Raw genomic sequence first — 12,338 nt, 5'->3', positions numbered from 1 at the left:
ACGCGGGCGCCTGCACCTGTGGCTTAGAGTTCGGACATCAGTTGTGATTTGGCGATCGGAAGTGTTGCCGCCAATTTGGCGCGAATCTGGTCTGCGCCGACTTTGCCTTCCAGATCGGCGGCAAGTTTGCGCACAACATCTTCGTGGCCGGCCTCTTCGAAATCTGATGCAACAACGGTCATCGCGTAATCGGCGGCGTCCTGGCCGGTCTTGCCCAGAATTTCTGCTGCCCAAAGGCCGACGAGCTTGTTGCAGCGGGCCTCGGCCCGGAATTGCATTTCGGCGTCATGTGCGAATTTTGCCTCAAAAGCCTGTTCGCGATCGTCAAATGTGGACATGTCTGGCCCTTCCCTTTGGTTTGCTTATCTCTGATATGCCTGTCAAAGGCCCTTGCTGCAAGGGGCCAGTACCAAGTAGGGCTGCGCAAAGTGATCGCTGGCTTGCGACTGCGGTTGGCATATACTATAGCGCGAGGGAACAAGGCCGCCATGACCCGAGGGGGTGGCATGTCTATTGTTTTGGGCTGAAATATCGAGGACCGAATGGCGCGCCGCAAAAAAGTATATGAAGGCAAGGCCAAGATCCTTTATGAAGGGCCTGAACCGGGTACCTTGATTCAGTATTTCAAGGATGACGGGCTGGAGGCTGCGACCCCGCCCCAAGCGACCGTTGAGGGCAAGGGTGTGTTGAACAACCGTCTGTCCGAGTTTTTCATGGCCGGTTTGAACAGTATCGGGGTGCCGACGCATTTCATCAAGCGCCTGAACATGCGCGAGCAGATGGTGCGCATGGCCGAGATTTTGCCGCTGGAAATTGTTGTGCGTAATTATGCCGCAGGCGCGATGACCGAACGGTTGGGGATACCACTGGGCACGCCATTGCCGCGGCCGATTGTCGAGTATTATTTCAAAGACGACAAATTGGGCAATCCGATGGTGTCGGAAGAGCATATCGTGGCCTTTGGCTGGGCGAACCAGCAGGATCTGGACGATATTATCGCGCTGGCGCTGCGGGTGAACGACTTTTTGACCGGCGTCATGCTGGGCGCGGGCATCCGGCTTGCCGATTTCCGGCTAGAGGTGGGGCGCGTCTGGGAAGGCGAATTCATGCGGCTGATCGTGGCCGATGAGATTAGCCCCGACAGCTGCCGCCTGTGGGATACGCGCGGCTTTGATATGGCCGAACGTGAAGGCCAGGTGCGGGACCCTATTCCCGTAGCCGATGTCTATACCGAACTTGCGCGGCGTTTGGGGGTTTTGCCCACCAATGTCACGCATACAACCAAGCCGACCCTGATCAACTGAAAGGCCCAAAAGATGAAAGCTCGCGTTCATATCATGCTGAAAGACGGTGTTTTGGACCCGCAAGGCGAGGCCGTGCGCCATGCGTTGGGGACTTTGGGTTTTGACGGTGTGCAAGGCGTTCGCCAAGGCAAAGTGATCGAGTTGGACCTTGCGGGCGACGATAAGGCCGCTGCGGATGCGCAGATCAAGGCGATGTGCGAAAAGCTGTTGGCGAATACAGTGATCGAGAAATACTCGGTTGAGATTCTCTGATCCGGTTTTATCGCTGAGAATCAGATACTAACGGACCAGAAAGGTTTGTTGCACCACGCGCAAGAGCTGGCGGTGCAATTTCGACGTGCGGTTGCGCAAATGGGTTGCGGCATGCACAGGCTGGCGGATGATTGGCGCGTCTGTGACGGCCCTGAATTTGCCTGAGGCGATCAGATCCTCGGCCATCTCTTCGAGCAGATAGGCCGAGCCGCCCAATTTGGTCAGCAGGCCTGCGATTGTGGCGCTTTGACCGGCTGCGATCGGGGTTTCTTGCAATTCGGGCAGCGCCGCGCGGTGATGTGCATCGAAAGCAGGTGCGAAATTGGCGCGAATATAGCTGGCGGGGTGCAGGCCTGCACGACGGTCGGTTTCGGAAGAGACCAAGCGGTAGCGGGTTTCGCCCAGCGACGTAAAGTTCAGATCGGGCGAGGCATGCGGGGTGTAGAGCACCGCAAAGTCGGACGCGCCCGAGGTCAGGTCGCGGCACATCTGGGCCGAAAAATCCGGCTCGATATAAAACGCGCAATCGGGCAGGTGGCGGCGAAAGCCGAGCATCCAGTCACCCAAGTGGTTTGGCGCAAGGTCGGATTGAATGCCGAGCCGGATATTGATGACCGACTCGCCGGTTGGTGTGACAGAATGGCGGGCGGCGGCCCAGGCGTGGCGCAAGGAGCGTGCATGCGGCGCAAACTTTAACCCTTCGGTGGTCAGTTCGGTGCCTGCGCGTGACCGCGAGAACAGCCGCACGTTGAGAGAGTTTTCCAAAGCAGTGATGCGGCCCGAGACAGTGGATTGGGTCAGACCCAAACGATCGGCCGTGCGGCTGAAGCTGCGGGTTTCAACAAGGTCGAGGAAGGTGTCGATCTGGTCGGGTTGCATCGGGGTTTCCTGTTCGGGTGCTAATCGGATTATCCGATTAATAAGGCCGGAATTGTCGAATTGAAAGGCCGACCATTTCAGAGGATAGTTTTGACGAGATGGTCGCTTGTGTCAGGCGTTGGAGCCTCCGGCGGGGATATTTAGAGATAGATGATGGGGTGGGGTATGGCTGAGTTTCCGACAAGCGCGCGGGTGGTGATTATTGGCGGGGGCGCGGTGGGCGCGTCATGTCTGTATCATCTGGCCAAAGCGGGCTGGACTGACTGTGTTTTGTTGGAAAAGAACGAGTTGACCGCAGGCTCGACCTGGCATGCGGCGGGGAATGTGCCAACGTTTTCAAGCTCGTGGGCGATCATGAACATGCAGCGCTATTCGACCGAACTGTATCGCGCGTTGGGGGCCGAAGTCGATTATCCGATGAACTATCATGTCACAGGCTCGGTTCGGTTGGGCCATACTGCGGAGCGGCTGGACGAGTTTCGGCGCGTGGCGGGCATGGGGCGGTATCAGGGGATGGACCTTGAGATTCTGGCGCCCGAGGAAATTCAGGCGCGTTATCCGTTTCTGGAAACACATGATCTGAGCGGGGCGCTGTATGACCCCTATGATGGAGATATCGACCCCGCACAGTTGACCCAGGCGCTGGCCAAAGGCGCGCGGAACATGGGTGCGCGGATCGAGCGGTTTTGCCCTGTGACGGCGGTACGGCGTGAAGGCGACGAGTGGATTATCGTGACCGAGAAGGGCGAGATTCGCTGCGAATATGTGGTGAATGCCGCGGGGTATTACGCGCGCGAAGTGGGCAAGATGTTTGGCCGCGACGTGCCGATGATGGTGATGAGCCATCAGTATATGTTGTTTGATACCGTGCCGGAAGTTGCCGCGCTTTCGGCCGAGACGGGCAAGAAGCTGCCGTTGCTGCGCGATGTGGATAGCAGCTATTATCTGCGGCAGGAAAAGAACGGCTTTAACCTTGGGCCGTATGAGGAAAATTGCCGCGCGCATTGGGTGAGCAAGGATGATCCTTTCCCTGCCGATTTCAGTTTCCAGCTGTTCCCCGATGATTTGGAGCGGTTGGAGTGGCATATCGAGGATGCGATGGCGCGGGTGCCGTTGTTGGGCACGGCGCCGATGACCAAGGTGATTAACGGGCCTATTCCTTACACGCCCGATGGCAACCCGCTGATCGGCCCGATGCCGGGGGTGCCAAAGGCGTTTGAGGCTTGTGTCTTTACCTTTGGGATTTGTCAGGCGGGCGGGGCCGGCAAGGTACTGGCCGAATGGGTTACCGAGGGCGCGACCGAGTGGGATATGTGGGCCTGCGATCCGCGCCGCTTTACCGGCTTTGAGGATGAAAACTACTGCATTGCCAAGGGGATGGAGGTTTACGGCCACGAATATGGCATGCATTTCCCGCATTACGCCTGGCCTGCGGGGCGCGGCAAAAAGCTGTCGCCGCTGCATGACCGCGTGGCGGCGATGGGCGCGCAATTCGGGGCCTATAACGGTTGGGAACGTGCGAACTGGTATGCACGGGCGGGCGATGACACCTCGGACGCAGGGGCGCAGACGTGGAAGCGTGAGGGCGCGTGGTTTGGTGCGGTAAAGGCCGAATGCGAGGCTGTGCGTGATGCGGCGGGGATATTGGATCTGCCGGGATTCTCGCGCTTTGTGATCAAGGGCGCGGGTGTGGCGGATTGGTTGGCGCGTCAGATCACCGGCAAGGTGCCAAAGATCGGGCGGTTGGGCCTTGCCTATTTTGCCGATGACAAGGGCCGGATTGTAACCGAGATGTCGGTGGCGCGTTTGGCCGAGGATATGATCTTGCTGATCACGGCCGCCACCGCGCAGGCGCATGACCGCGAGTGGCTGCTGACGCATCTGGACTATGGGCTTACCCTGTCGGACGAGACGGAAAACTGGTCTTGCCAGATTTTGACCGGCCCGAAATCGCGCGAGGTTTTGGCGGGGATTACGGGCGCAGACCTGAGCAAGGGCTGGCTGACGCATCAGTTTGCCGAGATCGCGGGGCGGCAGGTCTGGCTGGCGCGGGTGTCTTTTGCCGGTGAATTGGGCTGGGAAATCCATACCAAGGTTGGTGATACAGCGGTGGTTTGGGATGCGGTTATGGCGGCGGGTGAGCCGCTGGGCTTGCGGCCTTTCGGGATGTTCGCGCTGAATTCCTTGCGGATCGAAAAGGGCTATCGGGCGTGGAAAGGCGATCTTTCGACCGATTACACGGTGTTGCAGGGTGGTTTGGGCCGGTTTGTCGATTGGAGCCACGAGTTCCGCGGCAAGGCGGCACTGGCGGCGGAGCAGCAGCGCGGCGTGAGCAAGCAGTTCGTGACGCTGAAGATTGACGCGGGCGCCTATGACCCGCCCTATATGTCGACGATCTGGCAGGGCGACACGGTGGTTGGCGAGGTGACCAGCGGGTATTTTGGCCACCGTGTTGGCGCCTGTATCGGGTTGGGGATGCTGCGCAGTGATTTGGGCGCGGCGGGAACCGAGCTGGAGGTGGAAATCTTTGGCACGCGGCATCGCGCCGTGGTGCAGGAAGATGCGCCGATGTGGGACCCGGAAAATGCGCGGATCAGGGCATAAGGCGCGATTGTTGCTGAGCCAGGTCGGGGGGCAGTTTGCCCCCCCGCACCCACGATTGAAGTCGGGGGGCTGTCTGCCCCCCGGACCCCCCGAGGATACTTAGAGATAGATGATAGGGTAGCGGAATGGTTGATGTTCCAAAGACGGCGCGTGCAGTAATTATCGGGGGCGGCGTTTCGGGCTGTTCGGTGGCCTATCATTTGGCCAAGGCGGGCTGGACGGATATTGTTTTGCTGGAGCGCAAGCGGCTGACCTCGGGCACGACATGGCATGCGGCGGGGCTGATCGGGCAGCTGCGCAACTCGGTCAATATGACGCGTTTGGCGAAATATTCGGCGGATCTATATGTGAAGCTGGAGGCGGAAACCGGGGTTTCTACGGGGATGCGGCAGGTCGGGTCGATTTCGGTGGCACTGACCCAAGCGCGCAATGAAGAGCTGTTGCGGCAGGCCACCACGGCGCGGATTTTCGGGGTGGATGTGGCGGAGATTTCGCCTGCCGAGGTGAAGGCGATGTATCCGCATTTGAACGTATCGGATGTGGTGGGGGCGGTGCATTTGCCGCTGGACGGGCAATGCGACCCCGCCAATATCGCGATGGCGCTGGCCAAAGGCGCGCGGATGCGTGGGGCCAAGGTGCTGGAAGGTGTAAAGGTCACTGGGGTGACACGCGCCAATGGCCGTGTGACCGGCGTTGACTATGCGGTTGAAGGCGAACCGGGGCATATTGCGGCGGATGTAGTGATTAACTGCGGTGGCATGTGGGGGCGTGATTTGGCCGAGGACAGCGGCGTGACGCTGCCGCTGCATGCCTGCGAGCATTTCTATCTGATCACCGAGCCGATTGCGGATTTGGGGCATTTGCCGGTGCTGCGGGTGCCGGATGAATGTGCCTATTACAAATCGGACGCGGGCAAGATGATGATTGGCGCGTTTGAACCCAAAGCCAAGCCTTGGGGAATGGGCGGCATTCGTGAGGATTTCGAGTTCGACACGTTGCCCGAGGATTGGGATCATTTTCAGCCCATTCTCGAGGCGGCGATGGACCGGATGCCTTTGTTCCAATCGGCGGGGATTCATACGTTCTTTAACGGGCCGGAAAGTTTTACCCCCGATGACCGCTATTATCTGGGCGAGGCCCCCGAGCTGGGCGGCTATTGGGTGGCGGCGGGGTATAACTCGGTCGGGATTGCCGGATCTGGCGGCGCGGGGATGGCGCTGGCGCATTGGATTACCGAGGGCGAGGCGCCGTTTGACCTGTGGGAGGTGGATATCCGCCGCGCGCAGCCGTTCCAGCGCAACCGCAGCTATTTGAAAGAGCGCGTGTCGGAGACTCTGGGCCTGCTTTATGCCGACCATTTCCCGTATCGCCAGATGGCGACCAGCCGCGGGGTGCGGCGTTCGCCTTTGCATGAGCACCTGAAGGCGCGTGGCGCGGTGTTTGGCGAGGTTGCCGGCTGGGAGCGGGCGAACTGGTTTGCCAATGAAGGCCAGGCGCGGGAATATGAGTATTCCTGGGGGCGGCAGAACTGGTTTGGCAATGCGGCGGTCGAGCATAAGGCCGTGCGCGAGGGTGTCGGGCTGTTTGACATGACCTCATTCGGGAAAATCCGGGTTGAGGGGCGCGACGCCTGTGCATTCTTGCAATCGGTTTGCGCCAATGATGTCGATGTGCCGGCGGGGCGGATTGTTTACACGCAGATGCTGAACGCGCGGGGCGGGATAGAGAGTGACCTGACCGTGACGCGGCTGTCTGAGACGGCGTATTTGCTGGTGGTGCCAGGGGCGACCTTGCAGCGTGATCTGGCGTGGTTGCGGCGGCATCTGGGCGATGCTTTTGCCGTGGTGACGGATGTGACGGCGGGTGAGGCGGTGCTCTGTGTGATGGGGCCGAAAAGCCGTGAGTTGTTGCAGGCGGTATCACCGGCAGACTTTAGCAACGCGGCGCATCCCTTTGGTACAGCGCGGGAAATCGAGATTGGCATGGGGTTGGCGCGAGCGCATCGCGTGACCTATGTGGGCGAGCTGGGGTGGGAGCTATATGTTTCTGCTGACCAAGCGGCGCATGTATTCGAGGCGCTGGAAGGTGCCGATATGGGGATGAAGCTTTGCGGTTTGCATGTGCTGGATTCTTGCCGAATCGAGAAGGGCTATCGCCATTTCGGCCATGATATCACCGATGAGGACCATGTTCTGGAGGCGGGGCTTGGCTTTGCGGTGAAAACGGGCAAGGGCGATTTCATCGGACGCGAGGCGGTGTTGCGCAAGCGCGAGGCGGGGCTGGCGCGGCGGATGGTGCAGTTCAAGCTGCGCGACCCGATGCCCATGCTGTATCATAACGAGGCGATTGTGCGGAATGGGCGGATTGTCGGGCCGATTACCTCGGGCAACTACGGCCATCATTTGGGTGGCGCGATTGGACTTGGCTATGTGCCTTGTGCTGGCGAGAGTGCCGAGCAGGTTTTGGCGTCGAGCTATGAGATCGAAGTAGCGGGCAAGCGCTTTGCGGCGGATGCGTCGCTGGCGCCGATGTATGACCCGAAATCGGAACGTGTGCGGATGTGACGACGTGCTGGGGGTTTCACACCCCCAGACCCCCGTGGGATATTTTTAGATAGATGAGAGGGTGGCGGGATGGATGAGATTGGTGACGTTTGTGAGCCGGCACGCGCGCGTGCAGGGCGGGCTGGTGGGCGGGCGAGCCGCGTGGCATTGCGGGCGGCACCTTTGGCCGAGGATATGCGGCCGGTGCGGGCGGGCATGTCGGGGGGGCAGTATAAGCCGCTGACGGATGCGGCTGTGGCGCAGATCCACGAGAGTGCGTTGCAGGCGCTTGAGCAGATCGGATTGTCGCAGGCGCCGCCTTCGGGGGTGAAGCTGTTGACCGATGCGGGGGCCATTCAGGGCGATGACGGGCGCATCCGCTTTCCGCGGGCTTTGGTTGAGGATATGCTGGCCGTGGCGGCGCGCGGGATAACCTTGCATGCCCGCGACCCCAAGCATGATTTGCATTTGTCAGGCTCGCGCGTGCATTTTGGCACGGCGGGGGCGGCGGTGCATATTGTGGACCCGATCACCCTGGACTATCGCGAGAGCACGGCGCAGGATTTGTATGATGCGGCGCGGTTGGTGGACAACCTTGATAATATTCACTTTTATCAGCGCACGATGGTGTGCCGCGATATTCCTGACAATCTGGAAATGGATCTTAACACGTTGTATGGCTGTTTGTCGGGCACGCGCAAGCATGTGGGGACCTCATTCAGTGATCCGTCGCATGTAGCGCCTTGTTTTGAAATGCTTTATACGATTGCGGGCGGTGAGGAGAAGTGGCTTGAGCGGCCGTTTGTTTCAAACTCGAACTGTTTTGTTGTGCCGCCGATGAAGTTTGCCGAGGAAAGCTGCATCGTGATGGAAGACTGCATTCGGCGCGGGATGCCGATGCTGTTGCTTTCGGCAGGGCAAGCGGGGGCGACCAGCCCCGCGCCGATTGCCTTGACGATTGTGCAGGCGGTGGCGGAATGCCTTGCAGGCGTGGTTTATGCCAATGCGATCAAGCCCGGTGCGCCTTGTGTCTTTGGGACATGGCCGTTTGTGTCGGATTTGCGGACCGGGGCGATGTCGGGTGGGTCGGCCGAGCAAGCCTTGTTGACGGCAGGCTGTGCGCAGATGCATCGGTTTTATGACTTGCCGGGTGGGGCGGCATCGGGGATTTCGGACAGCAAGCTGCCGGATATGCAGGCGGGATGGGAGCAGGGGATTACCAACTCGCTGGCTGGCCTTGCGGGGTTGAACATGTGCTATGAGGCGGTGGGGATGCATGCGTCTTTGCTGGGGTTCTGTTTGGAAAGTCTTGTGCTGGGTGATGACCTTTTGGGGCAAGCGATGCGGCTTGTTCGGGGCATAGATGTGACGCCTGACACCACCAGCATCGACGCGATGAAGGAGGTTTGTCTGGGTGGTTCGGGGCATTATCTGGGGTCGGACCAGACGCTGAAACTGATGCAGACTGAGTATATTTACCCGAATGTTGCCAACCGCATGTCACCTAAAGAATGGAATGAGGCGGGCAAGCCGTTGTTGTTGGACAAGGCGATTGCCCGCAAGAACGCGATTTTGGCCAAGGCAGGGCGCTTGATAGAACCCGAGTTGGACGCCATGATCAGGGCCAAGTACAAAATCTATTTCAAGTGAGGGTCTTATGAATTCTGCGAATAACCTGAAGTTTTACGTCAACGGCAGTTGGGTCGAGCCTTTGGGCACTGCGCGGATGGGTGTTGAAAATCCGGCAACCGAGGAAACCGTGGCCGAAATTGCGCTGGGGTCGGTTGCCGATGCGGATAGGGCCATTGCAGCGGCGCGGGCAGCCTTTGACGGGTTTAGTCGTGTTCCCGTAGCGGAACGGATTGCGCTGTTGGAGCGCCTGCTGGCCGAATATGACGCGCGGGCCGAGGATTTCGCGCAGGCGATGCGGTTGGAAATGGGGGCACCGATCACTTGGGCGCGCGAGGCGCAGGTTTGGGCGGGGCAGGTGCATTTGCAAAGCACGATCGCCGCGGCTAAGGCCTTTGCCTGGGAAGAAAGCCGTGGTGCGACGCGAATTATCCGCGAAGGGATTGGTGTTTGCGCGCTGATCACGCCGTGGAACTGGCCGATGAATCAGATCGTGTGCAAAGTGGCGCCGGCGATTGCGGCGGGCTGTACGATGGTGCTGAAGCCGTCGGAAATCGCGCCTTTGTCGGGGATACTCTGGGCCGAGGTTTGCCATGCGGCGGGGGTGCCTGCGGGGGTGTTTAACCTGATCAACGGTACTGGCCCCGAGGTGGGGGCGCGGCTGTCCAGCCATCCGGATGTGGATATGGTCAGCTTTACCGGTTCAACCCGCGCCGGTGTGCAGGTGGCACAAGCTGCGGCACCGACGGTGAAACGTGTGGCGCAGGAGTTGGGTGGGAAATCGGCCAATATCATTCTGCCTTCGGCCGATATTGCGGCGGCGGTGGCGCAAGGGGTTGAGGCGTGTATGGCCAATACCGGCCAAAGCTGCGACGCGCCGACGCGGATGTTCATTCCGCGCGGGGCCGAGGCAGTGGCGTTCAAAGCGGCACAAGAGGCGGCGACTGCGGCGGTGATTGGTGACACTGCGGATGAGGCTGTGACGATGGGCCCGCTGGTCAGCCGCGCGCAATATGACAAGGTGCAGGCGCTGATTGCGGCGGGGATTGAAGAGGGCGCATCGGTTTTGACAGGTGGCCTCGGGCGGCCTGATGGCATGAACCGCGGGCATTACGCGCAGCCGACGGTCTTTGGCAATGTAATGCCGGGCATGGTGGTCGAGCGTGAGGAAATCTTTGGTCCGGTTCTGGTGATGCTGTCCTATGACGATGTGGATCAGGCGGTCGCGATGGCCAATGACACGGTTTACGGGCTTGCGGCCTATGTGCAGGGCGATCTGGATGAGGCGCGCGCTGTGGCGCGGCGGCTGCGGGCAGGGCAGGTGAATGTGAACGGGCCGGAGTGGGACACGTTCGCGCCCTTTGGCGGATACAAACAATCGGGCAATGGCCGTGAATATGCCGATTGGGGCATTCACGATTTTTGCGAAACCAAGGCTATTGTGGGGTACGGGGAATGACGCATTACGGCTATATCGGGCTGGGCAATCTGGGGGCAAATTGTGCCGCGTGTTTGCTGAAGGCAGGGATGCAGGTTACGGTATTTGACCTGAACCCAAAGCTGGCCGAACGCCTTGTAGCGATGGGGGCCACGCTGGCGCCGAGTGCCGAGGCATTGGCAGGGGCGGTCGATCATGTGATCACCTGTTTACCGTCACCTGCTGTTTCGGAGCGGGTATTGCGGGGCATTTTGCCGGTGATGAAACCGGGCGCAAGCTGGGTTGAGATGTCGACGCTGAGCCGTGAAGATGTGCTGCGGCTGGGGGCTGTTGCGGCCGATGCGGGAGTGCGCATGATGGAGCTGCCGGTGACAGGCGGTGTGCATCTGGCGGCCCAAGGCAAGATTACAATGCTGGCCGGTGGCGACAAGGAATTGTATGAGACCCATCTGCCCGCGATGCAGGCGATGGGCGACCGGATTTTCCATATGGGGCCCTTGGGCGCTGCGTCGATCATCAAGGTTATCACCAATATGTTGGCGTTTATTCACCTGAAAGCCACGAGTGAGGCCTTGATGCTGGCGAAACGCGGCGGTCTTGATCTGGCGCAGTCTCATGCGGCGATTGCTGCGTCTTCGGGGAACAGTTTTGTGCATGAGACCGAAGGCGCGCTGATTTTGAACGGGTCGTATGACGTTGCGTTCAACGTGGATCTGGCGCTCAAAGACTTGGGTTTTGCTTTGGGGTTTGGCAAAGAATTCGGGGTGCCGCTGGACTTGGCGAGCATGACCAACCAGACCTATATCGCGGCGAAAGCGGCCTATGGTGGCGAGGCGCAATCACCGATGATTGCCAAGCTGCTGGAGGATTTGCTGGGCACAGACCTGCGCGCCGAAGGGTTTCCGGCGCGGTTGGAGTGAACTGAAGCGACAGCGATTTTTCGTTGGAAATTTGCGGTTTAGAGGTTTTCCAGAATGCGCTTTGCCTCGGCCTGAGGCAGCGCTAACCGGCTGCGATCCTCGCCGGGGAAAAACCTTCCGCGGGTCGCTGTGGCCATTGGTGCGGGCGTGACAATGCGCACATTGGGGCCGGTTTTTACGGTTTCGGCGGCCCAAGAATGGGCAAGGGCGATCTGGCCGGCTTTGGTTGCACCATAGGCGCCGAAAAAGGTTTGGCCTGCGCGGGGGTCATCAAGAAACAGCGCGGTGCCGCCGGGGCGGGTGCGCAGCAAAGGTTCGACCATCGGGATCAGTGTGCCAGTGGCACGCAAATTGATGGCCACTGATTTGTCCCAGTCTTTGACATCGATATGGCCTGCAGGGGCCATCGGGGCGGCGTGGATGGCCGCATGGACCCAAAGGTCTATCCCGCCCCAGCGATCAAAGATCGAGCGGCAGAGGTGACGCATCGCGTCATCATTGGTGATATCCATCGGCGCCAAAGTGAGGCCGCCACTGGCATTTGCAGCTTTGGCGCGGTCATCGACTTCTTCCAAACCGCCTGTCGTGCGGGCAACGGCGACGACATGCCAGCCTTGCACCGCCAATTGCTCGGCCATGGCGGCGCCTAGGCCACGCGATGCACCTGTGACGAGGGCGATTTTTTGGGTCATGGTCGTTTCCTTGCGGCGCGGTGCCGGTGACTGTTGGCGGAGCCTCCGGCGGGGATATTTAAGGATAGATGATGGGG

10 protein-coding genes are annotated in these 12,338 nt (G+C 60.0%); 7 read left to right on the top strand and 3 right to left on the bottom strand.

All coding sequences use genetic code 11. The annotated features are described in order from the left end of the window. Nucleotides 1–23: 23 nt before the first annotated feature. On the bottom strand, nucleotides 24–338 hold the full coding sequence (locus tag AKU79_RS03855) for a DUF1476 domain-containing protein (RefSeq protein WP_050522263.1): 315 nt from the start codon (nucleotides 336–338) through the stop codon (nucleotides 24–26). A gap of 204 nt (nucleotides 339–542) precedes the next feature. Here AKU79_RS03855 and AKU79_RS03850 point away from each other — a divergent pair, with 204 nt between their 5' ends. Together AKU79_RS03850 and purS are read left to right on the top strand one after the other, a co-directional pair. Beyond that, nucleotides 543–1,304: a phosphoribosylaminoimidazolesuccinocarboxamide synthase gene (locus AKU79_RS03850; protein ID WP_050522262.1), complete on the top strand. Its 762-nt coding sequence runs from the start codon at nucleotides 543–545 to the stop codon at nucleotides 1,302–1,304. Nucleotides 1,305–1,316: 12 nt separating this feature from the next. After that, the gene (gene purS / locus AKU79_RS03845; protein WP_050522261.1) at nucleotides 1,317–1,556 is read left to right on the top strand and encodes a phosphoribosylformylglycinamidine synthase subunit PurS; all 240 of its coding nucleotides are present in this window, start codon (nucleotides 1,317–1,319) and stop codon (nucleotides 1,554–1,556) included. Between the two features lie 27 nt (nucleotides 1,557–1,583). Here the strand turns inward: purS and AKU79_RS03840 are convergent, their stop codons facing one another. Further along, on the bottom strand, nucleotides 1,584–2,435 hold the full coding sequence (locus AKU79_RS03840; RefSeq protein WP_050522260.1) for a LysR family transcriptional regulator: 852 nt from the start codon (nucleotides 2,433–2,435) through the stop codon (nucleotides 1,584–1,586). 165 nt (nucleotides 2,436–2,600) lie between these two features. Between AKU79_RS03840 and AKU79_RS03835 the strand changes: the two genes are divergently transcribed. The 5 genes from AKU79_RS03835 to AKU79_RS03815 all read left to right on the top strand — a co-directional run bounded on the left by AKU79_RS03835 (nucleotide 2,601) and on the right by AKU79_RS03815 (nucleotide 11,569). Continuing rightward, the gene (locus AKU79_RS03835) at nucleotides 2,601–5,039 is read left to right on the top strand and encodes a GcvT family protein (protein ID WP_050522299.1); all 2,439 of its coding nucleotides are present in this window, start codon (nucleotides 2,601–2,603) and stop codon (nucleotides 5,037–5,039) included. 125 nt (nucleotides 5,040–5,164) lie between these two features. Further along, nucleotides 5,165–7,603 carry a GcvT family protein gene (locus AKU79_RS03830; protein ID WP_050522259.1) on the top strand — a complete coding sequence of 813 codons (2,439 nt, stop codon included), beginning with the start codon at nucleotides 5,165–5,167 and terminating at the stop codon, nucleotides 7,601–7,603. Between the two features lie 69 nt (nucleotides 7,604–7,672). Next, nucleotides 7,673–9,232, top strand: a complete 1,560-nt coding sequence (locus tag AKU79_RS03825) for a trimethylamine methyltransferase family protein (RefSeq protein ID WP_156209461.1) — start codon at nucleotides 7,673–7,675, stop codon at nucleotides 9,230–9,232. A 7-nt stretch (nucleotides 9,233–9,239) separates the two neighbouring features. Then, nucleotides 9,240–10,670, top strand: a complete 1,431-nt coding sequence (locus AKU79_RS03820; RefSeq protein WP_050522258.1) for an aldehyde dehydrogenase family protein — start codon at nucleotides 9,240–9,242, stop codon at nucleotides 10,668–10,670. Then, on the top strand, nucleotides 10,667–11,569 hold the full coding sequence (locus tag AKU79_RS03815; protein ID WP_050522257.1) for an NAD(P)-dependent oxidoreductase: 903 nt from the start codon (nucleotides 10,667–10,669) through the stop codon (nucleotides 11,567–11,569). Before AKU79_RS03820 ends, AKU79_RS03815 begins: the two co-directional genes overlap by 4 nt. Nucleotides 11,570–11,607: 38 nt before the next feature. Here AKU79_RS03815 and AKU79_RS03810 read toward each other — a convergent pair whose 3' ends face one another. Further along, on the bottom strand, nucleotides 11,608–12,261 hold the full coding sequence (locus tag AKU79_RS03810) for an SDR family NAD(P)-dependent oxidoreductase (protein ID WP_050522256.1): 654 nt from the start codon (nucleotides 12,259–12,261) through the stop codon (nucleotides 11,608–11,610). Nucleotides 12,262–12,338 lie beyond the last annotated feature (77 nt).

Source organism: Pseudorhodobacter wandonensis (assembly GCF_001202035.1).
Lineage (GTDB): Bacteria > Pseudomonadota > Alphaproteobacteria > Rhodobacterales > Rhodobacteraceae > Pseudorhodobacter > Pseudorhodobacter wandonensis.
The sequence above is the reverse complement of the archived record's forward strand: the minus strand, read 5'-3'. Positions and strand labels throughout refer to the sequence as shown.

Bases quoted from the DNA above. Each gene is read 5' to 3' on its own strand.
- AKU79_RS03810 (WP_050522256.1), bottom strand. From the start codon at position 12,261: ATGACCCAAAAAATCGCCCTCGTCACAGGTGCATCGCGTGGCCTAGGC.
- AKU79_RS03855 (WP_050522263.1), bottom strand. From the start codon at position 338: ATGTCCACATTTGACGATCGCGAACAGGCTTTTGAGGCAAAATTCGCA.
- AKU79_RS03825 (WP_156209461.1), top strand. From the start codon at position 7,673: ATGGATGAGATTGGTGACGTTTGTGAGCCGGCACGCGCGCGTGCAGGG.
- AKU79_RS03850 (WP_050522262.1), top strand. From the start codon at position 543: ATGGCGCGCCGCAAAAAAGTATATGAAGGCAAGGCCAAGATCCTTTAT.
- AKU79_RS03815 (WP_050522257.1), top strand. From the start codon at position 10,667: ATGACGCATTACGGCTATATCGGGCTGGGCAATCTGGGGGCAAATTGT.
- AKU79_RS03830 (WP_050522259.1), top strand. From the start codon at position 5,165: ATGGTTGATGTTCCAAAGACGGCGCGTGCAGTAATTATCGGGGGCGGC.
- purS (WP_050522261.1), top strand. From the start codon at position 1,317: ATGAAAGCTCGCGTTCATATCATGCTGAAAGACGGTGTTTTGGACCCG.
- AKU79_RS03820 (WP_050522258.1), top strand. From the start codon at position 9,240: ATGAATTCTGCGAATAACCTGAAGTTTTACGTCAACGGCAGTTGGGTC.
- AKU79_RS03840 (WP_050522260.1), bottom strand. From the start codon at position 2,435: ATGCAACCCGACCAGATCGACACCTTCCTCGACCTTGTTGAAACCCGC.
- AKU79_RS03835 (WP_050522299.1), top strand. From the start codon at position 2,601: ATGGCTGAGTTTCCGACAAGCGCGCGGGTGGTGATTATTGGCGGGGGC.